The organism is Rhodanobacteraceae bacterium (assembly GCA_024234055.1).
Classification (GTDB): Bacteria; Pseudomonadota; Gammaproteobacteria; order Xanthomonadales; family SZUA-5; genus JADKFD01.
In genome coordinates this window covers 102,854-126,279 of the sequence record JACKOW010000005.1, presented here as the reverse complement: position 1 = coordinate 126,279, position 23,426 = coordinate 102,854, and the positions used below count along the sequence as shown (strand labels likewise).

The 23,426-nt window shown below is 63.9% G+C and carries 19 protein-coding genes; 9 read left to right on the top strand and 10 right to left on the bottom strand.

The window, feature by feature from the left end:
- Nucleotides 1–30 precede the first annotated feature (30 nt).
- On the bottom strand, nucleotides 31–294 hold the full coding sequence (locus H7A19_11055; protein MCP5475363.1) for a hypothetical protein: 264 nt from the start codon (nucleotides 292–294) through the stop codon (nucleotides 31–33).
- A gap of 104 nt (nucleotides 295–398) precedes the next feature.
- Between H7A19_11055 and H7A19_11050 the strand changes: the two genes are divergently transcribed.
- On the top strand, nucleotides 399–3,365 hold the full coding sequence (locus H7A19_11050) for a VCBS repeat-containing protein (GenBank protein ID MCP5475362.1): 2,967 nt from the start codon (nucleotides 399–401) through the stop codon (nucleotides 3,363–3,365).
- 394 nt (nucleotides 3,366–3,759) lie between these two features.
- On the opposite strand, the gene H7A19_11045 is transcribed toward H7A19_11050, so the two are convergent.
- Nucleotides 3,760–4,518 (bottom strand): hypothetical protein, encoded by a 759-nt coding sequence (locus tag H7A19_11045; GenBank protein MCP5475361.1) that lies wholly within the window; start codon nucleotides 4,516–4,518, stop codon nucleotides 3,760–3,762.
- Here H7A19_11045 and H7A19_11040 point away from each other — a divergent pair.
- The 3 genes from H7A19_11040 (at nucleotide 4,517) to H7A19_11030 (ending at nucleotide 8,040) form a co-directional block, all read left to right on the top strand.
- A complete protein-coding gene (locus tag H7A19_11040; GenBank protein ID MCP5475360.1) occupies nucleotides 4,517–4,798 on the top strand; it encodes a hypothetical protein in 282 nt (93 codons plus the stop codon). The genes H7A19_11045 and H7A19_11040 overlap by 2 nt on opposite strands.
- Nucleotides 4,799–5,061: 263 nt before the next feature.
- Nucleotides 5,062–6,294: a saccharopine dehydrogenase NADP-binding domain-containing protein gene (locus H7A19_11035; GenBank protein ID MCP5475359.1), complete on the top strand. Its 1,233-nt coding sequence runs from the start codon at nucleotides 5,062–5,064 to the stop codon at nucleotides 6,292–6,294.
- 216 nt (nucleotides 6,295–6,510) lie between these two features.
- Nucleotides 6,511–8,040, top strand: coding sequence for a GAF domain-containing protein (locus H7A19_11030; protein MCP5475358.1), 1,530 nt, complete (start codon nucleotides 6,511–6,513; stop codon nucleotides 8,038–8,040).
- A 174-nt stretch (nucleotides 8,041–8,214) separates the two neighbouring features.
- Here H7A19_11030 and H7A19_11025 read toward each other — a convergent pair whose 3' ends face one another.
- The gene (locus tag H7A19_11025; GenBank protein MCP5475357.1) at nucleotides 8,215–8,634 is read right to left on the bottom strand and encodes a hypothetical protein; all 420 of its coding nucleotides are present in this window, start codon (nucleotides 8,632–8,634) and stop codon (nucleotides 8,215–8,217) included.
- A 139-nt stretch (nucleotides 8,635–8,773) separates the two neighbouring features.
- Here H7A19_11025 and H7A19_11020 point away from each other — a divergent pair, with 139 nt between their 5' ends.
- Together H7A19_11020 and H7A19_11015 are read left to right on the top strand one after the other, a co-directional pair.
- Complete coding sequence (locus H7A19_11020; GenBank protein ID MCP5475356.1) at nucleotides 8,774–9,877, top strand: NAD-dependent epimerase/dehydratase family protein; 1,104 nt, start codon at nucleotides 8,774–8,776, stop codon at nucleotides 9,875–9,877.
- 7 nt (nucleotides 9,878–9,884) lie between these two features.
- Complete coding sequence (locus H7A19_11015; GenBank protein MCP5475355.1) at nucleotides 9,885–10,412, top strand: GNAT family N-acetyltransferase; 528 nt, start codon at nucleotides 9,885–9,887, stop codon at nucleotides 10,410–10,412.
- Nucleotides 10,413–10,781: 369 nt separating this feature from the next.
- Here the strand turns inward: H7A19_11015 and H7A19_11010 are convergent, their stop codons facing one another.
- Complete coding sequence (locus H7A19_11010; protein ID MCP5475354.1) at nucleotides 10,782–11,252, bottom strand: DUF1456 family protein; 471 nt, start codon at nucleotides 11,250–11,252, stop codon at nucleotides 10,782–10,784.
- Nucleotides 11,253–11,695: 443 nt separating this feature from the next.
- Complete coding sequence (locus H7A19_11005; GenBank protein MCP5475353.1) at nucleotides 11,696–13,591, bottom strand: gamma-glutamyltransferase; 1,896 nt, start codon at nucleotides 13,589–13,591, stop codon at nucleotides 11,696–11,698.
- Between the two features lie 360 nt (nucleotides 13,592–13,951).
- Here H7A19_11005 and H7A19_11000 point away from each other — a divergent pair, with 360 nt between their 5' ends.
- Both H7A19_11000 and H7A19_10995 read left to right on the top strand, forming a co-directional pair.
- Nucleotides 13,952–15,856 (top strand): DUF1800 domain-containing protein, encoded by a 1,905-nt coding sequence (locus H7A19_11000; protein ID MCP5475352.1) that lies wholly within the window; start codon nucleotides 13,952–13,954, stop codon nucleotides 15,854–15,856.
- A gap of 8 nt (nucleotides 15,857–15,864) precedes the next feature.
- Entirely contained in the window at nucleotides 15,865–17,397 is a 1,533-nt protein-coding gene (locus tag H7A19_10995) for a DUF1501 domain-containing protein (GenBank protein ID MCP5475351.1), read from the top strand.
- Nucleotides 17,398–17,824: 427 nt separating this feature from the next.
- Here H7A19_10995 and H7A19_10990 read toward each other — a convergent pair whose 3' ends face one another.
- The 5 genes from H7A19_10990 to H7A19_10970 form a co-directional block, all read right to left on the bottom strand.
- Nucleotides 17,825–18,358, bottom strand: a complete 534-nt coding sequence (locus tag H7A19_10990; GenBank protein MCP5475350.1) for a hypothetical protein — start codon at nucleotides 18,356–18,358, stop codon at nucleotides 17,825–17,827.
- Between the two features lie 323 nt (nucleotides 18,359–18,681).
- On the bottom strand, nucleotides 18,682–19,761 hold the full coding sequence (locus H7A19_10985) for a hypothetical protein (protein ID MCP5475349.1): 1,080 nt from the start codon (nucleotides 19,759–19,761) through the stop codon (nucleotides 18,682–18,684).
- Nucleotides 19,725–20,684, bottom strand: coding sequence for a hypothetical protein (locus H7A19_10980; GenBank protein ID MCP5475348.1), 960 nt, complete (start codon nucleotides 20,682–20,684; stop codon nucleotides 19,725–19,727). Before H7A19_10980 ends, H7A19_10985 begins: the two co-directional genes overlap by 37 nt.
- A gap of 5 nt (nucleotides 20,685–20,689) precedes the next feature.
- A complete protein-coding gene (locus tag H7A19_10975) occupies nucleotides 20,690–21,697 on the bottom strand; it encodes a hypothetical protein (protein MCP5475347.1) in 1,008 nt (335 codons plus the stop codon).
- Nucleotides 21,697–22,707 (bottom strand): hypothetical protein, encoded by a 1,011-nt coding sequence (locus H7A19_10970; protein ID MCP5475346.1) that lies wholly within the window; start codon nucleotides 22,705–22,707, stop codon nucleotides 21,697–21,699. The genes H7A19_10975 and H7A19_10970 overlap by 1 nt, the downstream gene beginning before the upstream one ends.
- A gap of 156 nt (nucleotides 22,708–22,863) precedes the next feature.
- On the opposite strand from H7A19_10970, the gene H7A19_10965 reads away from it, so the two are divergent.
- Nucleotides 22,864–23,334, top strand: a complete 471-nt coding sequence (locus H7A19_10965) for a DUF3291 domain-containing protein (protein ID MCP5475345.1) — start codon at nucleotides 22,864–22,866, stop codon at nucleotides 23,332–23,334.
- Nucleotides 23,335–23,426: the final 92 nt, after the last annotated feature.

The window sequence follows — 23,426 nt, the reverse complement described above, 5'->3', positions numbered from 1 at the left end:
CGCTCGCAAAACGGCGTCATTTCGGGATGCTCAGTGAGGGTCGGGGAGCGCAGCCTGCAGGCGCTCCAGATTGTCCCTACTGGCCGTGTCTGCGGGGTTGAGGACCAGCGCTTGCCGGTAGGCGCGGATCGCTTCCTCATAGGTGCCTTGTCGGGCGCGCAGGTAGGCGTAGCTGCGGTACCAGGCGGCATCGCGGGCTGCGTCCGGAATCTGCTCCAGCCGGTTGCGGGCCAGACTGAGCAACTGCTGGGCGGCGACGGGGTCTGTGGGCTGGGTTCGGTCTGCGCGGGCCATCGCCATCGGGATGAAAAAAGTTGGCGGGTTTGGCATCGCAACCCCGCATCTCCGAACTAGAGGCCAATGACGAACCCGTCGCGGCACCAGCAAGGAGAGCATTCGTGAAAGTTGGAACCCACCCGGATTTGCCTGCCCGTACCCACGTGCAACAGGGCGCCAGCAGCGCTCGGCGGGCTGCAGCATTCATTGTCAGCCTTGCCGGCTTGTGCCTGGCAACGCAGGTCATGGCCGAACCCTTCGTACTGGATACGATGCCTGCCGATTTTGATGGGGTTTATTTCAGCCCAACATTTCCAAGTGCGACCAGGTACGAAGCGCCGGCTCTGGCTCCGGTGGCAGTCGACTTCAATGGTGACGGCCAGACTTCCTGGTACGCCGGCGGTCGTCAGGTGGCGGTCGCCCAGACCCCGACACCGTTCGATCCGAATCGCTATGGCAACCTCGCACTCCCTGCCGTTTCCTTGCCGGTTTGCCCGTCCTGTACGCCGCGCTACCGCGCCTTTGCGGTGGGTGATGTCAACCGAGACGGCAAGCCGGACATCGTTCGCCTGAATGAGTGGGTTGGCCAGTCGTTCACCTTCACGCTGCAGGTGTTCCATGGTGACGGCGACAACAGTTTCACGGCCGCCTGGCGTGAGGATTTTGTCGACAATCCGTCGTTCAACTCAGGCAGTCACTACTTTCAGATGGCCTTGGCCGATTTTGACCGCGACGGTGACCTGGATCTGGCGCTACTGACCACCTACAACTTCACCAATACGAGCGTGTCACCCTGGTTGGACGCGGGCCATCTACGGATACGCTGGAACACGCTGAATGGACAGTTCGGGACGCAGACGGTGGTGCAAAGCCAGCACTTCAGGGACAACTCCAATCTGTATGTACAGGACCTGGAGCAGGATGGCGATGCGGATATCCTGGTCAATTTCCGTTCTACCTGGGCCGCCAACAACACCTATACGCCGTCGTCGGTCTTCTTCACCAACACTGGGGACGGGACATTCTCGGTGCGCAATGAAAGCAGGCAGGAATTCTGGAGCCCGGCAGGCATTGCCGATCTGAACCGCGACGCCTTCCCAGACTTTCTGTACTTCAACGTCAACGGGCTTGCGTGGATCCCGAACAATCGCGCTGGCGCCTACGGCGGCGGAATCGGCTACGGCACCGCGGTGCCGGAGGAGGGCGATCTGGCCATGGCTGACTTCGACGAAGACGGACTCATCGATCTGATCAGCGGCGAGACGATTGGCGGTCAGAACGCTCTGGTGTTGCGCCGGGGACTTGGTAACACCACTCTGGCCGCCGCGCAGACGATCGCAATACTGCCCTCGGAAGTGGTGCAGATGGGTGTGGGGGATGCTCGTGGCGATGCCGATGCTGACGTGCTGCTGCGGCTGGCCAACGGCACTTTCCAGTTGGCGCGCAATCAGGCGCAACGCCTGGATCCGAGTCGAGCGACCTCGCAGGTGGCCACCAGTCAAACCGGTCTGTCGAAGCTCGCCGTCGCCGACTTCAATCGGGATGGTGTGGACGACCTGTTGGCTCTGCAGCCGGCGGGAACGCGCGCTTACCTGGCAACGGGTACCACCGGCGGGGGTTTCAATCCTGCCGAATTCAAGATTCTGTCCAGTGGCGCGTCCGACATGGCCGTGGGTGACTTCAACCGCGATGGCAAGGCTGACTATGCCTATGTAGCGCCTGGCAGTGGCCAGGTACGCATCGTCTCGCAGATCGACAACATCTTCTTCTCCTGGACCGACGCGTCGATCGGGACCTATCCGGGGGCATCGTTGATCCAGGCCGGGAGCGCCTTCATCAACGATGCGAAGACCGATCTGGTGGTTTCCAGCAATTCTTCGGGTGGTTTGCTCTGGTTCTTGAACCCGGGCAGCGCCGCAGCCTGGAACACAACCTCACCGGTGACCACGCTGGATCCCATTCCGCAAGGCCTGACCCTGATTCCCCACTACCGCGGATTTGGCGATGCCGCGATGAGTTGCGCCGCCAACGGCCTGGCGTTCTATGTCAGGGGCTACAGCAACGTACTGGGCTGGTTCGAATCGGCGAGCCTGCTGCAGGTTCAGTCGATCCAGCAGACGGGGGTGTGCGTGGCGGTCAATATCGACAACGATCTGGAAAAGGAACTGGTGTTCGTGTCCGGCAATGGTCGATTGGTGTGGTGGAACCCGGAGAGCAACCCCATTGTCACGACCACCACGATCGACAACAGCGTTCCTGGCCTGGTCAACGCCATTGCCGCGGTAGACTGGAACGTTGATGGACTCAACGATTTGCTGGTGGCCACGAGCGAGGGTTTGTATCTGTACGCTCGCGAAGGTCTGGCCGAGGAATGGGTGCGGCGTCAGCTCTATGCCGATTCGTTGCTGGGGGCCACTGATGTTGTCGCCATCGACGTCAATCGCGACCGTCGCCCGGATGCCGCGTTCATCAATGGTGGCACCGTTCGTGTGCTGCCCAACTCCTCGCGCATCGTTGCTGCCGATGTCGCCAGTTACCCGGCTGGAACGCCACTGATGCTCACTCCTGGTGCCAACGGTACTGCATTCGAGATTGCCATCGTCAATCCCGGTCGCTTCGATGAAGACGCCCGCATCGCCGTCAAGAGCACCCGGGTGGTGTTCAACAAGGCCGTGCTGAGTGGTGGCATCTGGAGCAAAGGCGCTGCCATGACTCGCGCCGAAGTCGAGCAGGCAGTCGCCAGTGTATCGATCAGGATGGACGGTCTGGTCATCGGCACCAGCGGCACCACGCTGGTCGCTGCCGATGGCAGCCTGCAAATCAACTACAACAGCGTTCTGGGTAATCTGGTGCCGATCCCGCCGGGCGAATCCAAGCAACTCACGGCGGTCGTCACGCTGAAACCTACCGCTGCCAGCGCCAGCTACACCAACTTCTATCTGAGCCATGTCGGCACGCCGGGCCTGGCTCAGGTGCTGCATGGCACTGAGGCGATCGGGCGCACCGATGCATTTGGCGGCGAGGCTTCCAATCGGGTGAGCTTCGATCCTGTGATGCAGGATCAGATGTTCAAGAATGGTTTCGAGTAACTCGGCAGCGCCGGGGCGGGCGAGATCGCTCCTCTTCAGATCGTGACTGCAATCTGGCCTTTCTGCAGGGCCGCAGGCGAAGACCGCACCTTGTTGTCGTGCGGTCTTCGCTGTTTCGGCCCTGGCCCGCATTTCTCACACCTGCGCGCGCAGATGCGGTGATGCCGTTGCAGCGCAAGGCGAATCGGTGGCCACATGACAACTGCAGAGTGTGCGGCTGCACCTGCCCGCTTTGCCGCCCTCGCGCGTTCTTTGCGACTATCGCCGCGTTGCTCCTCCTCGCCAGGGAATCACCCGAGTGCAGGATGGTTCGGACAAGCGCCGTCCGCCTCAAACCGACAGCGGGTGCATCGGAAGGCGATGGTGCAGGCGAACGCTCGATCGGGCGTCGCAGTTATTCGTAGACGGGATAGACCGCAACGATCGGGCACGGCCGTTCCGAAGCCTTGGCGAAGCGGCTTTCGGTGCGGCCGCGTTCCAGGCCATCGGCCGTGGGCGACGAGGAGCGGTCATCGGAGAGCAGCGCGGCGTCGCCGGGATTGCCGCAGATCAGATCCAGACCCACACCCGATGACAGCTTGAGCACGGGCAAGAATGCGATCTGCGGACAGCTGCCACCCAATTCCAGCCGGTAGGCGCCATGACCGCCGGAGCGGATCTTCGAGGTCTGGATCAGGATGCCGTCATCGTCCGCTGCCCAGGCGCGCATCTGACTGGGGCGGAAGCAATAGTCGAAGGAACCGCGAAAGCCGCGGGTGGCGCCGCGGTGGCTGCGTGATTCGACGGTGGGCAGCAGCTGCCCGTCGGGATTGTGATCGGCCGCCCGGACCAGCTGCGAATAGTCCCGAGTAGTGATTTCCTCTACCTGGGTGATCGGGCACAGCTGCGCCTGCGTCTGCACGAATTCACGGGGCTGGCCGCAAACCCAGCCATGCTCGGCCAGCAGCGCCGAACCACTGGCCATGTCCGGGCAGGCCTGGGAGACATCGATGCGGAAGCGGCGCTCCTCGCTGGCCACGATCAGGGTATTCGGGCTGAGCTGGCGCATCTGCGTGACTGCGCGGGCATCCAGACACGACGGTGCCGGCGCTGGCGGGCGCGTTTCGGACATGGCTTGAGTGAGCAACAGCAGGGAAATCAGGACGGAAGGCATGGTCGAAGTGTTCCGTTCAGTGTTTCGAGGATTCTGGCACGAAGTCGGCTGGCGAGTGTTTCCGATCGTTAACCTGGAAGTGGTGCTGGTTGATGGTGTCGGTGCTGGAAAGGGCGGATGGACCTCGGGGCCGATGAGCCCTGTGGGGACTCTGTCCGCGAACGCCTACTGGCCGGCCTGGAGCTGCCGATCGCGGCTGAAGCCGCTCCCACAGGGTTCGCGGCATTCGATCGCGGCTGAAGCCGCTCTCACGGGATTTGCCGCAATCGATCGCGGCTGAAGCCGCTCCCACTGGGGTTTGCAGTAATCGATCGCGGCTGAAGCCGCTCCCACAGGGTTTGCGGCAATCGATCGCGGCTGAAGCGGCTCCCGCGGGGTTCGCCGCGCCCACGGAGCTAGCGGCATGGATCGACAGCGCGCCGCCTTGCTCCAGCCGTGCTCTACTATGGCCATCCTCGCGCCAGCTGCTGCGCTCGTCGACGCCGGTTCGGATCTGCTTCCGAGGCGCCGCAGGCCGCGTCGGTTCCCAATTCCGAGTAGCCCATGGCCAAATCCAGCTTCGATGTCATTGTTTTCGGCGCCACCAGTTTTGTCGGCCAGATTCTTTGCCGCTACCTCAGCCAGCAGTTCGGTGCCGGTGGCACGCTGCGCTGGGCGGTAGCCGGGCGTTCGCGTGACAAGCTGGAAGCGCTGAAGAAGGAACTGGGCAAGCCCGCCGACAAGCTGAAACTGCTCGTGGCCGATGCCGCCGACGTCGGCGCCTTGCGTGAAATGTGCTCACAGACGCGGGTGGTGGTGTCCACCGTCGGGCCCTATGCGCTCTACGGCGAGCCACTGGTCAAGATCTGCGCCGAAACCGGCACCGATTACTGCGATCTCACCGGCGAAGTGCAGTGGATCAAGCGCATGCTCGATCGTCATGAGGCGGCGGCCAAGGCCTCCGGCGCCCGCATCGTGCATTGCTGCGGCTTTGATTCCATCCCTTCGGACCTGGGCGTGCATTTTCTGCAGCAGCGTGCCCGCGAGCGTTTCGGGGCGCCGTGCACTCGGGTGAAGATGCGGGTCAAGGCCATGCGTGGCACTTTTTCCGGTGGCACCGTCGCCAGCCTGCTGAACGTGGTCAAGGAAGCGGCTCGCGATCCGGCGCTGCGCAAATCACTGGCCAATCCCTATTCGTTGTGCCCGCCGGGACACGAATCGAAGACCCGCCAGCCCAATCTCAAGACGGTCGCCTTCGATGCCGATTTCAAGAGCTGGATGGCGCCCTTCGTCATGGCAGCGATCAATACCCGCATCGTCCAGCGCAGCAACGCCCTGGCGGATCCCGGCTATGGCAGCGACTTCGTCTACGACGAGGCCATGTTGACCGGCGCCGGACTCAAGGGGCGGCTCAGCGCTGTCGCCATGGCCGGCGGCATGGGTGGCTTCATGCTGGCCAGCGCAATCAAGCCCACACGCTGGTTTCTCGAACGATTCGTACTGCCCGCAGCCGGCGAAGGCCCCAGTCCCAGCGCGCAGGAAAAGGGCTTCTTTGATCTGCGTTTTCACGGCAAGACCGCAAAGGGCGAGGAACTGCGCTGCAAGGTGACCGGCGATCGTGACCCCGGCTATGGCTCCACCGCCAAGATGCTGGGCCAGGCGGCAGCCTGTCTGGCGCTGGATATCTCCAGGGAGGACAAGCCGGGTGGCTTCTGGACGCCGGCAACGATTTTCGGCGATACCCTGATCGCGCGACTGCAGGCGCATTCCGGACTCGTTTTCGAGCTTCTGGACTGAAAGCCATCGGCCGTGCGTTGACCTTCGATCAAGGGCAGCGTGCAGAATGCGCGGCCCGGCACGTCTTGTGCAGTCTGCGGGCAGTTGCCAAACTGGCGTCCGGCTGGGAGCCTGCAGGAGCGCCAAGTGGCCAGCGAGCACGATATTCGCATCCGTCTGGAGACCTTGAACCGCATCGGTGCGGCGCTGTCTTCGGATCGCGATATCGACGTGCTGATGGAGCGCATCGTCGAAGCTGCGCGCTCCTTCACCCAGGCCGATGGCGTGACCTTCTATCGCAAGTCCGGTGATCGATTGAGCTTCGATCTGCTGCGCAATATCTCCCTCGACCAGTACCGCGGCGGCAGTTCCGGCTTGCCGATCAATCTGCCGGACATCTCGCTGCATCATGAAGACGGCACGCCCAATCACTCGCTGGTGGTGGCGCACGCGGCGCTGACCGGAACCACGGTGAATGTGGGCGACGCCTACAGCGAGCCCGGTTTCGATTTTTCCGGCACCCGCGCTTTCGACGCCCGCACCGGCTATCACTCGAAATCTTTCCTGACGGTGCCGATGAAGGACCATGCCGAGGAAGTGATCGGCGTGCTGCAGCTGATCAATGCCATCGGGCCCGAGGGCGAGATCCGGGAATTCACCGACGCCGACCAGCAGCTGGTGGAGTCGCTGGCCTCGCAAGCCGCCATCGCCCTGAACAACCGCGCTCTGCTGGAGCAGATGGCGCAGCTGTTTGAGTCGCTGATCCATTTGATCAATACCGCCATCGACGAGAAATCGCCTTACACGGGCGGTCATTGCGAACGCGTGCCGACACTGACCATGATGCTGGCCGAGGCGGCGGTGCGCACCGGCGTTGGCCCGCTGGCGGGTTTCACGCTCGACGACGACGATCGTTACGAGCTGAAAATCGCCGGCCTGTTGCACGATTGCGGCAAGATCACCACGCCGGTGCATGTGGTCGACAAGGCCACCAAGCTGGAAACCCTGTTCGATCGCATCGCCCTCGTCGACACCCGTTTCGAGGTCCTGTTGCGCGATGCCGAGATCGCCCATCTGAAGGGCGTGCTGGATTCGTCCAGCTACCAGCAACGCATCGCCAGTCTGCAGGCCGATCGTGAAACCCTGCGCCGCAGCAATGCCGGTGGCGAATTCATGAGCGACGCCCAGGTGGCTGAGATCGAGCGCATCGCCGCGCACGTCTGGCGCGGGCCGGACGGCAATCTGCGACCGCTGCTCGATGCCGAAGAGACGATGAATCTGTGCATACGCCGCGGCACCTTGAATGCGGCGGAGCGCGAGATCATCAACAACCACATCGTCATGACCATCCGCATGCTGGAAGCACTGCCCTGGCCGCCGCATCTGCGCAAGGTGCCGGAATACGCCGGCGGCCATCACGAACGCATGGACGGCAAGGGCTATCCGCGCGGACTGACCCGTGAGCAGATGAGCATTCCGGCGCGGGTCATGGGCATTGCCGACGTGTTCGAGGCACTGACCGCATCCGACCGACCGTACAAATCCGCCAAGACCCTGTCCGAATCCATCCAGATACTCGGCCGGATGAAACTCGACCAGCACATCGATCCGGACCTGTTCGACGTGTTCCTGCGGGAACGCGTCTACCTGGACTACGCGCGGCAGTTCCTGGATCCAGCGCAGATCGACCGCATCGACTGGCATCAGGTGCCGGGGGTGAGTGCCGAACTGGCTGATGAACTCAGTGCCACCGATCCGGTGCAGTAGATCATTGCGAGCCACCTGTTTCGGCGCGAAACTGCCCACGGGCCATGAACCATAAACCCGCCTGTAGGAGCGACCTCGCGTCGCGACCGGCAAGCCGCACGTCCGAAGCAGCGGTCGCGCCACAAGGGCGCTCCTACGCTTGAACCAAGTAAATCAACAACTTGCGATACGGGTTCATGGAGAGCGCAGTTGCGCTGCCGGCACCACAAACAGCAGCAGAAATCCGAGGTTTCCGAGCACGTTCCAGTGGCCGCCCGACAGCACCGAGCCGGTGGAGTCGATCACGAACCAGGAACAGACACTGATCAGGATCAACTGCCGTGTCAGCGCCGGATCGCGCGGCAGCAGGCGCGTGACCAGCAGCCAGATCATCGCGCCCCAGCCGACCAGAACGCCGCCGCAGATGCCGCTCATCAGGCGCACCACCGGATCGGCCATGGTCTGCGCGCCGTCGACGGGGAAGAACACCAGATCGATCAGCCAGGCTGTTGGCGCTGTCAGCGTCGACAGCGAAGCCGCAGCCATCATCAGGCCGAAAGCCACTACCAGAGCGGCGCCAATTTTCAAACAATCCGCGATCTGTGTCTGTGTCATCTGCTGCCTCTCCGTGTTGATCGGGAGGCAGCCTAAGTGCTGGGATGCATGTGCTCAATGACCTCCGGGGTCATGTCCCTCGGTATGACTTATAGTTCCGCAGAGCTCGGGAAATGCCCGAAGTCATCAGGAGCCGGCAATGCAGCGACGTGAACTCATGAAACTGGCGGCGCTGGCCGCAGCCATGGGGGCATTCTCGCCCCGTGCCCTGATGGCCGGGTCGGGGGCCAAGCCGTTGAAGATCCTGTTTCTTGGCGGCACCGGATTCATCGGCCCGCACATGGTCCAGCGTGCCCTGGATCGCGGCCATGAAGTGACGCTGTTCAATCGCGGCAACAGCAATGACCGCTTTCCCGATCTGGAGACGCTCACCGGCGATCGCGACGGCAAGCTCGAGGCGCTGGAAGGTCGCCGCTGGGACGCGGTGGTCGACACGTCCGGCTATGTGCCCCGGCACGTCGATGATTCCGCCCGCCTGCTCAAGGCCGGCGGCACGCCGCACTATCTGTTCATCTCCACCGTGGCCGTCTACGAGCCCAGCACAACGCCTGGACTTGATGAAAGCGCCGCGCTGCGGACGATGGCTGATCCGAGCGTCGAGAAGGTCGATGGCGACACCTATGGCCCGCTCAAGGTGCTGTGCGAACAGGCGGTCGACAAGCACTTTCCGGATGCGGCCACGATTCTGCGCCCGACCTTCATCGTCGGTCCGGGCGATACCACCGACCGCTTCGCGCATTATCTGGAGCGGCCCCTGGCCGGTGGCAGCATGGCCGTGCCCGGTCCCAAGGAAATGCCGCTCACCTATGTGGACGTGCGGGATCTGGCCGACTTCACCATCCATGCCCTGGAGCAGCAGGTGTACGGGCGCTACAACATGGTCAATGCGCCCGGCGCCGCGACCACCGGCGAGCTGATGCAGCGCTCACTGGCCCTGAGCGGCGCCGAGGTCGAACTGGTGTGGATCAGCCACGCCTTCCTGCGCCAGCAGGAGCTGCTGGGCAAGGGCAAGCCGGGCTACCCGATGATGGTCGATCCGGCCGAATACGGGGGCTTTTCCTCGCTCAGTCAGGCTGCCGCGGTGGCCAAGGGTTTCCAGAACCGGAATTTTGCCGACACCATCAAAGTTACCTGGGACTGGTGGTCGTCATTGCCGGCAGAGCGTCGCAGTGGACGGCGCGTATCGCTGACGCCGGAGATCGAAGCCAGCTGGATCGCAGTCTGGAAGGCCGCCCAGGCTTGATCCGCGAATGAATCTGCAGCCGGTCCTGAGCAATGACAAGGTCTGCCTGCGACCGCTGGGCGCGGAGGATTTCGAGCGCCTGTATGCGGTGGCCTGCGACCCGCGCATCTGGGAGCAGCACCCGACGCCGACACGCTGGCAGCGTCCGGTGTTCGAGAACTATTTCGCTGGCGCCATCGAATCCGGTGGCGCCTTGCGGGTCCACCGCGCTGCCGATGAGCAGCTGATCGGCTGCACCCGCTACTACGCGCTGGATCTGGCAGCGAGCGTGGTCAAGATCGGCTACACCTTCTTCAGCTGTGACAGCTGGGGCGGGGGCTACAACCCGGCTTGCAAGCAGTTGATGCTCGACCACGCCTTCCAGACCCTGGAGCGCGTGCAATTCGAGGTCGGGCAATGCAACCAGCGCTCGCAGATCGCGATGGCCCGCCTCGGCGCGCGCCGCCTGGGCGTGTCGGAGGTGGCCTACCACGGCGAGGCCAGCCATCCCAACGTCGTGTTCGAGATCACCCGGGCGCAATGGCAGCAGCGGTAACGGGGTTGTTGGTTGTGGGCTGTGGGGTTGTGGGTTCTGGGTTCTGGGTTGTTGGTTCTGGTTTGTTGGTTCTGGAGGGCGCCGCGCCGCGGCGCCGCTTTGCTCTTGTAGCCCGCACTGCGCGCAGCGCTGTCCGGGCGGTAACGCGGAAGAGCCCCCGCTGAGCCGCTGCGCGGCACAACCGGCTACGCTCTTGTAGCCCGCACTGCGCGTAGCGCTGTCCGGGCGGTAACGCGGAAGAGCCCCCGCTGAGCCGCTGCGCGGCACAACGGGCTACGCTCTTGTAGCCCGCACTGCGCGTAGCGCTGTCCGGGCGGTGACGCGAAGAGCCCCGCTGAGCCGCTTCGCGGCACAACGGGCTACGAGACGCTACTGTGCGCGCACGCGCAGCGTCAGCCCCTTGAGGAAATTGCGCAGCAACTGGTCGCCGCAGGGGCGGTAGTTGCGGTGTTCGGGTTTGCGGAACAGCGCGCTCAGTTCGGGTTTGGATACGGGAAATCCGGCGTCTTCGAGGATCTGGTGCATGTCGGCGTCCTGCAACTCGAAAGCCACACGCAGTTTCTTCAGCACCATGTTGTTGCTGATGCGCTGTGCCAGCGGCCGTGCGGCAGCATTCGGGCTGGTGCCGCGCAGGTGCAGGATCAGGCCGTCCAGAAAACGCACCAGCACGGCATCGGGGCATTCGACGTGGCCGGGCTCGTCTTCCTTGCTGAGATAGGCGCGCACCTGGTCGACGCTCAGCGCGTACTGGGCATCGACCCGTTGAATGGTCTCGATCACCAGCGCATCACTGAGATCGAGCATATAGCGCACGCTGCGCAGCACATCATTGTTGATCATGGTGTTTCTCGTCGAGGTCCAGGCGCCGCGGGTGCGGAGCTCTGTCGCACGGCAGCCGAATGTGTCAGCCAAGAGCGAGGACGCAACCATAGCGGTAGACGCGGCAGTTTGGGTGTGCCGACAAGCCGCTTTTCGTAGAGCGAAGCTTGCTTCGCTGCTTCTGCTCGGCTTTGGCTTCTGCGCTTCGTCGACATCAAAAGCCGCACTTCCTGCCGAGCAAGCTCGGCACTACAACAGCCTCGTACACTGTGGCTCTGGTAGCGCAGCTCGCTCGAGCTTGCTCCGCTGCTTCGGCTGTTGTGGGTTCGGACTCGTCCGAACGCTTTTGGCCGGGGCGAAGCGAAAGCGTCCAGACAAGTCTGGACCTGCAGAAGCCCAAAGCGCCGCAGCTTCTGCCGGGCAAGCTCGGCACTGCCAGAGCCTCGTTCGCCAATGCCATACGGTTACCACGCAATCCCGTAATCATCCCCCTGTTCGCTGGCGCCGCCCCACATGCTGCCGTTCTTCTGGTCGAACCAGATCGCGGTGACCGGGCTGTAAGTGCGCTCGACCACTTCCACCTTGTAGCCCATGCGGGCCAGTTCGGCGCGGGTCCATTCGGACACCTTGGGCGTGAGCTCCAGTCGCCCCGGTTCGGATTGGTGGGCGCCGAAGGAGCTCTGCATCTGGTAGCTGGTGATGTTGTGGGCTTCGACGGCCTGCTGCACATTCATGCCGAACTCGACCATGTTCAGGAAGAACTGCAGCAAATTCTGATCCTGGGTGTCGCCGCCCTGCACCGAGAAGGCCATCAGCGGCTTGCCATCCTTGAGTGCCAGACTGGGCGTCAGCGTGGCTCGCGGGCGCTGTCCCGGGTGCACCACGTTGTATGGATTCAGGGCCTCATCCAGCACGAAACTCTGCATGCGCTGGCTGAGGCCGATGCCGGTGTCGCCCGGAATGAAGGCCGGTATCCAGCCGCCGCTGGGCGTGACCGATACCACCCAGCCCTCGGCATCTGCCGCCTGGATCGAGGTGGTGCCAGCGAGGAAGGCCTCGTCCGCACTCATCAATCCAGCCTGCTGGAATCCGGCTGTGCCCTCGGCCTGCGCCTTCGGCGGAATGGGTGTCCATTTCTCCAGCAGATCCAGATAGGGGTTCTTGCCCTTCTGGAAGGGGTAGGGATCGCCCGGCTTGACGTCGGGATCGTTGCGATCGGCATTGATCAGCGCCCGACGCTGGTCGGCGTAGTCCTTGGACAGCAACCCGGCGATCGGCTCGGCTGGTGGCACATAGGGATCGCCGTAATAGAAATCGCGATCGGCGAAGGCCAGATTCATCACCTGGTACAGGGTGTGGATGTAGCGCGTGCTGTTGTAGCCCATCGCCTTGAGATCGATCTTTTCCAGCAGGTTCAGCGCCTGCAGCATCACCGGCCCCTGCACCCAGGTGGTGAGCTTGTAGACCTCGATGCCCTTGTAGTTGCTGCTGACAGGCTCTTCGATGTGGACTTGCCAGCGGTCCAGATCTTCGAGCGTGATCAGACCGCCGAATTCGCGCGATCCGGCAACGATGTCCTTGGCGATATCGCCACGATAGAAGCGGTCATAGGCAGCCTGGATGGCTTCCTTGCGCGACTTGCCTGCCGCCAGCGCGGCGGCTTCGGCATCCACCAGTTTCTGCAGCGTCGCGAGCAGATCGGGCTGGCGGAAGATCTCGCCGGCAACTGGCGCGGCGCGCTTGCCTGGGTCATCGGCATCCAGATGCGGCAGGAATACCTTGGTCGAGCCCGGCCATTGCGCCAGCACCGCACGCCGCGCCTCCATGTTGTCGGCCTGCGCCTGTTCGATCGGATAACCTTTTGCCATCTGCATGGCCGGCGCCAGCACTTCGGCCAGACTGAGCTTGCCGTACTCGGCCAGCATCACCATCAAACCGCCCGGTGTGCCGGGCGTGACCGCCGCCAGCGGACCGTTTTCCGGCGGATAGACCATCCCCTTGCTGCGGAAGAACTCGGCGGTGGCGCCGGTGGGCGCCACACCCAGTGCATTGATGCCTTTGACCTCACCGGTATGTGGGTTGTAGATCAGCGCCTGGGTTTCGCCGCCCCAGCCGAGGGTGTCCCACATGGTCGAGGTGGCTGCCAGCATGGCGCAGGCCGCATCCACCGCATTACCGCCCTTGGCGAAGGTCAGCGCCCCGGCGGTCGCCGCCAGCGGCTTGCCGGTGATCGCCACCCAGTGCTGGCCGTGGAGCACGGGCTTGACCGTCCGTTGGGCCATCGACACTTGGCTGCCGGTGGCCAGCCACGCGAGCAGACAACAGCTGAGCCAGCGGTATCTCCGGCTCTTCGAACGCATAGGCATGGGGTCGCTCCTCCCGGTGAGGCCGCGAGGTTAGCAGACCTCCAGCGAAGGGCCCGTTGATACCTTTGCATGGGAGACAAGCCGACCGTGGGACGGTTCACGGCTCGGTCCCGGCAGGCCGGACTTGGACGCCGCGCACGGTTTCAATTGGTGACGTCGAACTATGCTGACGCCGATGGGCGGCGAAAGGCCGGGAATATGAGTTCGCCCGCCGGAATTTCCGACGATCGGTGCTGTGGACTCGTCACTCTGGGCATCGCTTTGACGTATGTACTTGAGACGGACATCTGTGTTCGTTGGACCGGCGGGTTCGGGCGATGCCTGGTTTTGGGGTTTTCAGCAAGAGGACTGAGGATGAGCAAGTTTCCCGAATGCGCCGCTCGCCTGATGCGCGGCTGCGTTGCGGCCGCGCTGCTGACTGGCGTATTGCCCACGGTGCATGCCGCAACCGTGGACCGTCTGCCCAGTCCGATGTTCCATGACGGCATGGAGGACCTGATTGCAGGTCCCTACACCGATGGCGACGCCGCCCGCTTTCTGGCGCAAGCCACCTTTGGGCCCACCGATGCCGACATCGCGCATCTGCGCTCGGTGCGCTATGCCGGCTGGTTGAACGAGCAGTTCACGGCAGCGCCGAGTTCCATGCTGAGCTACTACAACTGGGTGGCCAACACGCTGAACGAGGGGGTCGGCTCGACCACCATCCGCGAGGCCTGGTTCCTGGGTGCGCTCGGCGGTCCGGATCCGGCCAACAACCTGATCATCCACAGCGATCAGCTGCGCCAGCGCGTGGCTTTCGCGCTCAGCGAGATCTTCGTGATCTCCGACCAGTTCACGCTGATCAACCAGTTTCCCAACGGCCAAGCCTATTTCTACGACATCCTCAGCAACAACGCTTTCGGCAACTACCGCACGCTGCTGGAGCAAGTCACGTTGAGCCCGGCCATGGGCGTGTATCTCAACATGCAGGCCAACCGGCGTGCCAATCTGGCGCAGAACATCCATCCCGACGAGAACTACGCCCGCGAGATCAACCAGCTGTTCAGCATCGGCCTGGTGCAGCTCAACATCGACGGCACGCCGCAGCTCTCGGGCGGACAGCCGATCCCGACCTACTCGCAGACCGAAGTCACCCACTTCGCCCATGTCTTCACCGGCTGGAACTGGTTCGATTGCGCACCCGGCAACTTCGCCGGCTGTGGCCCGAACTACACCACCGGCACCAACTTCCAGACGCCGATGGCGGCTTTTGCCGCCTATCACGACAACGGCACCGATCCGGTCAATGACATCTCCAACAAGCAGCTGCTGAGCTACCCCGGCGCCGTCAACGGTGGCGTGCTCGCCGATGGCGGCACGCCCGCTTCGGATCTGGCTTTCGCCCTGGACAACATCTTCAACCATCCCAATGTCGGGCCCTTCATCGGCAAACAGCTGATTCAACGACTGGTCACCAGCAATCCCTCACCGGGCTATGTGCAGCGGGTGGCGCACGTGTTCAACGATGACGGCACGCCGGCCCATGTGCGCGGCAATCTCAAGGCGGTGGTGCAGGCCATCCTGCTCGACCGCGAAGCCCGTTACGGTCACTGGGACAACCCGGACACCTTCGGCAAGCTGCGCGAACCGCTGTTGCGGATCACCCATCTGTGGCGGGCAATGGGCGCGCGCCACCAGTGCGGCAACGACTATCAGGCCGGCAACACGATTTTCCACTATGCCAACCAGCCCTATCGCTATGCCGGCTACGTGACCGCCTGGGGGACTTCAGACAGCATCTACGGCAATGGCGTGGGTCAGGCGCCGCTGAACTCGCCCACGGTGTTCAACTTCTTCAAGCCCAGCTATCTGCCGCCCGGAGAAATGGCGGCGGCGGGGCTGCTTGGCCCCGAATTCCAGATCAACACCGACACCCTGATCGTCAATTCCACCAACAGCACCGCGGGCAAGACCTGGGGATTCGACCTGCTCGATGCCTGTGATCCAAATGACGACACCGGCGAGGTCAAGATCAATCGCGCCCAGGATTTCGCGCTGGCCGGCAGTGCCAATGGCGGGCCGGGCGACCCTGCGGATCGTCTGGTCGATGCCTACAACCGCCGTTTCATGGCCGGGCAGATGACGCCCTTCATGCGGCAGACGTTGCTGTCGGTGCTCAATCCCATCGGCATCGCCGATGGCGCCGACTGGAAACGGCGACGTATCAGCCGCGCGCTGCTGCTGATCCAGACTTCCGCCGAATACATGATCCAGAAATAGGACGGGCCATGAGACCTGATCGCCGCAAGTTCATCCGGCAGACCCTGGCCACGGCCCTGGGTGGCGCCAGCCTCTATTCCGCGCTGGGCGGATTGCAGGTACTGCAGGCCGCTTCATTGCAGCCGAACTATGTGTTCACGGATTACAAGGCGCTGGTGTGCGTCTTTCTCTATGGAGGCAACGACGGTTTCAACACTGTCGCGCCCTACACCCAAGCCGCCTTCAACAGTTTCTATGGGTCCGGTGGCGTGCGCCCGCAGCTGGCGTTGAACCGCGCCCAGCTGCATCCATTGACCGATCTCAGCGGATCGTCGGGTGACGGCATCCAGTACGCGCTGCACGCGCAAATGCCGGAGCTGGCGGCCTTGTTCAATCAGGCCGGCAGCCCGCTGGCGATCATGGCCAACACCGGCACGCTGGTGGGGCCGGTCACCCAGAACCAATACCTGAACAGCAACCCGGCGCTGCCACCGCAGCTGTATTCGCATTCGGATCAGTCGGCCTACTGGCAATCGTCGCCGCCGACCAATTCGCCGGTGACCGGCTGGGGCGGGCGCATCTGCGATCTGGTCGCCAGCGCCAATCCGCCGAACATCCCGATCCTGACCTCCTTCAGCGGGGAAGATGCCTTCATCCGCGGCGAGAACGTCAACGGCTACATCATGAATGCCAGTCAGGCACTGACCGTCGATCTGCCCTACGACGATCGTGGTCAGTTGCGACCGGCCTTTGATGCGCTGCAGGCCCAGGGTGCACAAGGCAATATGCTGGAGCGCACCTATGCCGGCACCTTGAACCATGCGGTGTCGACCGCCGCGATCATGCAGATGGCGTTGACTGCCGCCGGTGCACCCAGTTTCGCCAGCTTCTTCCCGAATGCCGATGGCTACAATTTCGACGCGCAGCTGCAGACCACGGCACGACTGATCTGGGCGGCCTACAACAATGTGCCGGGCTACAGCGGCTTGAAGCGTCAGGTGTTCTTCGTCAACACCGGCGGCTACGACACCCATTCGGACGAGCTCAACCAGCATCAACTGTTGTTGCCGGTGCTGTCGCGCGCCCTGGCCGGTTTCTACAACGCGCTGAATTCCATCCCGATCACCGGCGGCACCCTGGCCAAGGTGGCCACCGCATTCACGGCCTCCGATTTCGGACGATCAATGACCGCCAACAACGGCGGCAGCGATCACGGCTGGGGCTCGCATCACTTCGTGATCGGCGGCGCCGTGCAGGGTGGTCGCTTCTATGGCAACGGCTGCGGCTTCAGTGGTGCGGCCGCCAATTTTGGACTGGTGATGCCCAGTTTGCTGAACCCCACAGCGTCCAGTTTCGGCGTGCCCTCGCCCAATCTGAACGATCCGGGAGACGGCAACGGACGCTTGATACCGACCACATCGGTCGATCAATACGCCGCCACGCTGGCCCACTGGTTCGGGCTCAACAACAGCGATATCTCGCTGATCTTCCCGAATCTCAGCAACTTCTCGCCATCCAGCAACTACAACCCGGCGGCGGGATACATGGGCTTCCTGGGGTAGCGACTGGCCTACGCTCGGTAGAAGCGAGCTCGCGTCGCGAGCGCAGGAACGGGGCCTGCCCGGACCTGATGCCAGAAGCCGATCGCAGAAAACGCAAAGGAGAAGCAGAGAGAACGCGGAGTAGGGCAGGTTTGCGATGGCGGTAGCGCGGCTCCGGCGCGCGCAGGCTCGGGTCAGCGCTTCACGCGTATTCGCGCCGGCGGCCGCGGCAAGCGCTGCGGCAAAGCGCCGGGCGCTTCGCGTAGTCACCCTGGGGCTCTTGCAATACCAGCAGACGCGTAGACCCGGCCTACGTCGGCGCGCCTGTGTTCCTTGGGTGGGGGCGGTGTCTGACGCCACCGGTCGCGCCGCCAGGCCGCTCCTGCAACAGACCCACCTCCTGGTAGGAGCGACCGCAGCAACCGGGACTTTCCCTGATCTGATGCCGCTAACCGCGGCTACGTTGCAATGTCAGCGCCGCTGCCGCGATCGATGCGAATCCCAGCAGCAGACCGATCAGCAGACCGTTGAGCGGTACCGGAATCGGTGGCTCGCCGCCATTGACCGTGATCGTGCCGTACATGCCAGCGCCGGGCTGGCCGTGCGGTTCGCAGAAATAGCCGAAGGTGCCGGGCTGGTTGAAAGTCACCGTGGCCCGCCAGATCTGTGAAGAGGGCGCGCCATTGCCGCCTTGCCCGTCGCATCCGTTGGCGCAGCGAAAGGCACCATTGTCGGCGACCACATTATGCAGGCCACCGAGGTTGCTCCAGGTCACCGTATCACCCGGCTCGATGGTGAGCTCGCGCGGCACGAATTCCAGTCTGGAACCGCCCGCCTGCACGTTCCAGTTGCGGGCAGCGGCCGACGTGGCACAAACCAGAAGCAAGAGGGCCAGAGCGACGCTGACGAATGCCCCCGAGCCACGCGATGACCCGCGCTGTCCAGAGGTCTTGCCGGGCATCCCTTCGGCCGTCGAATTCATCCAGTACGCCGCTGTTCACTGCGATGAGCAACTCTACACCGGGCAGGGCGATCCAGTGCAGCATCAAGACGCCGCCGCAGGCGCGGCGCCCTCCAGGGTAAGCATGCCGCTTCCGGAGGGCCGAGCGCCTGCTCGGCCGCTCTGGCTTTGGGCTCTGGCGCTCGTCTCCCGCGGTTCCGACAAGAGCAACAGCGGCGCCGCGGGCGCGGCGCCCTCCCAAAGCGTCGGCGCTCCGGGAGTGCGGCGGGCTATCGCGATCCTTGCTCATCTGAGCCCTGCGGAGCTACCTGACCTGCAAGAGCTTGCCCGAACTTCGGCGCGGGTCAGCCGCCTCCGGCGGCCACCGGAATCGGCACGAACAACTCGTCGACTCGACCACTTCGAACGCGCTCGACCACCCAGCGTCGCCGCTCCTCCGTTGCCTCGGCGGCCGCCTCGCTGATGGCACCATCGCGCAGGGCTTCTTCCACGCTGGGGTAGCTGCAGAGTCCGGCCGTCAGGCAGAGGCGATCGAGGGTCGGGCTGCTCGGGCCACACGCCAAGCCCAAATCGCACGCGACCAGGGTCCACAAGTGGCCCGTGTTGATTGTCGGTGGCGGTGCCCGTCGCCAGTCGTCTTTACCGGGTGGTGATGCCGGATACGCGATCTCGAAACTCTGAGACCGTCTGCCAACGAGGGCGGCGAGCAATCCAAAGGTATCAGCATCGCCGTTCGCGAATGCTTCGTGCGCCAGCGCGCGCAGGTTGGCGTCCGGGCCAATCTTCGACGGCCGACGAATTCTGGCCAGTTTCAAGCGGGCACCGATATCGCCGCTGGCAGCGGCCGATGCCAGCGCCCACCAGTACTCACCCTGATCGAGGCCTTGCCATTCGTTTTCCGTGGTGCTGATTCCCTGACGGCGGCATGCTGCCATCAAGCGTTCGATCGCGGCGCGCAGCCCAGTCAGCACCCGTTGACGTTCGGCGGCGTCCAACCAGCGTACGCCGGTGTCGCTCTCCCAATCGAAGAACCTGTCGTCGCGGACGCTGCGAGCTTGGTTGCAGTCGCTCATGTCCTCGTTGCGCAGGAACAGTGCGTGCGCCTCGCTCGCGGCCAGGTGCTCGTCCACGGGGCGCGGTAGCGCGATCGGAGGGACTCCGCGGATGTTGAGGTCGAACAGGGCTGGAGCGCTGGCCATATTGGGCGGGCCGTTGTCGGACTGCGCGACGGATTCCGACTTGGCTTGGCCATCGGTTTGTTCGGGCGCGGATTCAGATGCGGTCGTGGCGGTGGGCAGCGTCGGCGCAGCTTCCTCCGCCCATGGCCACATCAGCCATGTGCCTACGACCAGGGTGAGTAACAGGGGAACAAACCAGCGCAGTCCCCTCATGGCTCGGTTCCGGGAGCAGTAGGCTTGCGCCAAAGCTCGGCGAAATTGCCCGACTGTATCGCCTGCAATATCTGCAACTGCTGTCCCGCCAGCATGCGCTTTTCCCTTGGCGACAAAGTGGCCAGACGCGGCTCGCGGCCCCTCGGGTCGCATAGATCGCAGCGCCGACCACGCTCACAAGGTGGCGACAACTCGCAGAAGCTGATCTCCCAGGCCAATTGCATTCGCCAGCCGCTCAGGGTCGCAAAGATCGGGCTCGATCGCACGAGCGCAGCGTAATCGCCCTCGCGCAACAACTCTTCGGCGGCCATGCGGGCCTGCAATTCCGTAGGGCTGATCGGGCCAAAGCCGCGCATCCGGGCTGATCCGGACTCCGCAAGTACACTGAGGGCATGTCCCAGGTGCGCCGCCGTGCGTCTCCAGGCTTTCGCATCGGAACTCAGATTGAATGCCGTCAACCGGCCCGGCTCACCCATGCCGGCGCAGCGCAGTTTCGCCGCCGCGTTTGGATCCGGTTGCGGCGGGCGGTTGGCTACGGGCTTCAAGGGTATGAAGGGATAGGCCAGCACCTCGGCACAGTAGGTATAGAGCGCTGACAAGGACGCCGCGGCATCGGCATCGCCCGTATTGGCCCGATCCTTCAGCGCCTGCGACCACAACAGCAGATTGGCTTCAGTCGTCAGGCGCGCCGAGTAGTCGGCGCGTTCTGCCGGGCTGGCGCGATACCCGCGCACGCCGGCGGCAACCCGCAACGGCGGAGCAGTAGCTTCTGTCTCAGCCTCGGCCTTCGTGGTTTCACCCGCTGGAGTTTTCGGCAAGTCGCCAGTCGGCGGCAATTCCGACTCGCGCTCAACAGCGGGTGCCGGCTGCTCGTGCGCCGGCCGATAGAAGACCAGCGCCAGTCCGGCAAACACCAAAGAAGCGAACAAGAGCTTGCGTTTGCGCCCGGCTTTCATTGTGTTCATCCCCCGCCCGCACCGGTGCGCTCCGGAGGCGGATCAAACATCCCCGCCGTCTGACCGTTGCGCAGGCGGTTGACGATCTCGTTGCGGCGCTGGTCCAGGCGTTGCCACTGTTGCGGCTGCATATTGTCGCGATAAGCCGCTTCCAGGCTGTCGTAGCCGCAGGTCATGCCGAACCAGGCCGTGGCACAGCTCAGGTCGAGGAGGCGGCTGCCGGGTCCACAATCGGCGCCGAGATCACAGGCGACCAAGGGCCAGAGGTCCAGTGGATTGACCAGATGGCCAACGAGTGGATTGGTGCCGGGTAGTCGCAGCTCCAGCCAGCCCAGTTCCGAGATGGCCTGCAGATCACCGGAGCTCAGCGTTTCGATCATCAGCGCTCGGATGTCATCGAGATTGAGCTCCGCGCGTGGCTTCTTGCCTAGCATCCGTGCGCGCGCGAGCAGATTTCCGGCGCGCGCGGCGGCGTCCAGCGCGGCGTCCTTATCCTGCTGACGTCGCTTCCTGGCTTCGGGATCCTCGATTTCGGACGGACATTGCGCCTGGAAGCGTTCAACTGCTGCCACCAGCGCCCGGCGCTCGGCTGCCACGCGTTCGGGCGGCAGCCAGTTCCAATCTTTACCTTCGAATACGCCTTGTCGGCTGCCCTCGATGGCCAAACGCGCACGCTGACAATCCCGTTCCCGCAGTTGCTCGCGCATCAACGCGCTGGCGGTCTCCCTGGAGACCACGGGAATCGACGCCTGCGTGGGGGCACTCCGGGTCTGGTCTTGCATGGACTTGTACGCGGCGTTGGCAGCGGCGGATTCTCCCGGCGTGTCGGCGCGCGCGGTTTCGTCCGGATTGTCGCTGGCGCCGGATTCCGGCGCGGAATCCTTCTTGCGCTCCGCGTTGTCCGCCGCGACCGGCGCATCGCCTGGGCCAAACCAGCGCGCGCGCTCGCCGGCAATGCCTGCCAGTGCGAGTAAGCCCAGCAAGGCCATGACCACCACGATCCGGCTGCGCATCAGCCGCCACCGCCAAGATTGCGCGGCGCCAGAATCAGATCGGGCCGGCCCTCGCGCCACAGGCGCAGGATTTCGGTGCTCTGAGCTTCGGCAATGGCCTGGGCGCGCGGGCTCAGTTGGGTCATCGCCAGAAAGCCGATTCGCCCCATGCCGCCCAGGCTGGAGGCATCCGAACCGAAGGCATAGACGTGCGGATCTTCTAAGCAGCCTGACAGCAGATGGCAGGCTGCCAACAGGAAGCCCTCCTGGTTGTAACGGCTGACGCCGGCCAATTCCGCTGCATGGCGCGCCAGATCCATGGGTTCGGCCTGGCGCAGTAGTTCGATTCCGGCCAAGCGTGCGCGCTCAAGGGCTGCTTGCGCGCCTGCGGGGTCGGTTCGACTGTTCGGCCGATCGGCGCGGAGCACCGCGGCCGGGTGTTCCAGCTGCACTGCCCGTGATTGCCAGGCCTGGGCCATCATCGCCGCGTAGGCAGTGGATTGCAGTGACAGCGCGGCGCAGCGCTGCTCGGACTGGACATAGGCGCCCAGCAGGGCATCGAACACGCGATCGCCCCAGCCCATGACTTCCATCCAGCCGAGCATATTGCGCTCGCCAGCTTCGCGATTGCTGTTGAATTGCGCCACTTCCACGCAAGTCTTGTAGAGCCCCGCCAGCGTATTTGCGGCATCGGCATCGCCGGCATTGGCCCGCGCCCGCAATTCCGCGACAAACGCGGGCAGATCGGTTTCGGCTTGCAGTCGGCGCCGATCATCCGCGCGCTGACTCACGCTGGCGCGGTGGGCGGCGCGGGTGGGATGAGCAGCGGGTATCTGCTGCGGGTCTGGCGTCGACTCGTCTGGCGCGGAGTCCTCTGAGTTCGCGTCCGCGCCCGCTCGCGCCTCCATTTCAGGGGCCGCGATTGCGCTCGTCGCTGGCATTTCATCCTGTGCTGGCGCGGGGCCCTGCCAGTGGCGATAGGCCAGCACCGCAAGGCTCAGCAGGAGCAGAATGAACAGCTGGCGGTTCACGGAATTGGGCGCTCGTGCCAAGATGGTAACGAAAGGCGACGCAGTATCCGGATTGTGCAACTCCCCGTCGAGCCCTTCAAACTGAGCGGTCTAGACTCTTGCGCGCCTGCGGAGGGCGTGCTCGCTCAGCAGGCTGGTTCAACCCAAGGAGGTCCGATGTCCGCTTTCGAATTGGCGCAGCTCAACATTGCCCAGATGCGTACGCCATTGGACTCGCCGGAGATGGCTGATTTCGTGGCAAACCTTGATCGTATCAATGCCTTGGCTGAGAGCTTCGCGGGCTTTGTTTGGCGTCTGCAGGATGAGGCAGGCAACGCGACGGCGCCACGCCCGATGGGAGAGTCCACCCTGGTCAATATCTCGGTGTGGCGGGATGTGGCGGCACTCCGTGAATTTGTCTACAAGAGCGCACATGTCGAGATCATGCGTCGCCGCCGGGAATGGTTTGACGCCATGGAACAAGCCTCGATGGTGCTGTGGTGGGTGCCTGCAGGGCATCGCCCGGACGAGTCTGAAGCTGTCGCCAAGCTTGCCCTGCTGCGGGCGCAAGGTCCGAGCCCCGAGGCCTTCACTTTTCGTCAGCCCTACGCCGCGCCGGATGCCGAGTCTGCGTCGATCAGCCCCTGACGGAATTCGAGTGCTGGGACGGCGAAAGACGCGGCGTCACCGAGCGTAGCCCCCTCGAAGGGCTGGAACAGCGGACGCTACTTCCGTGTACG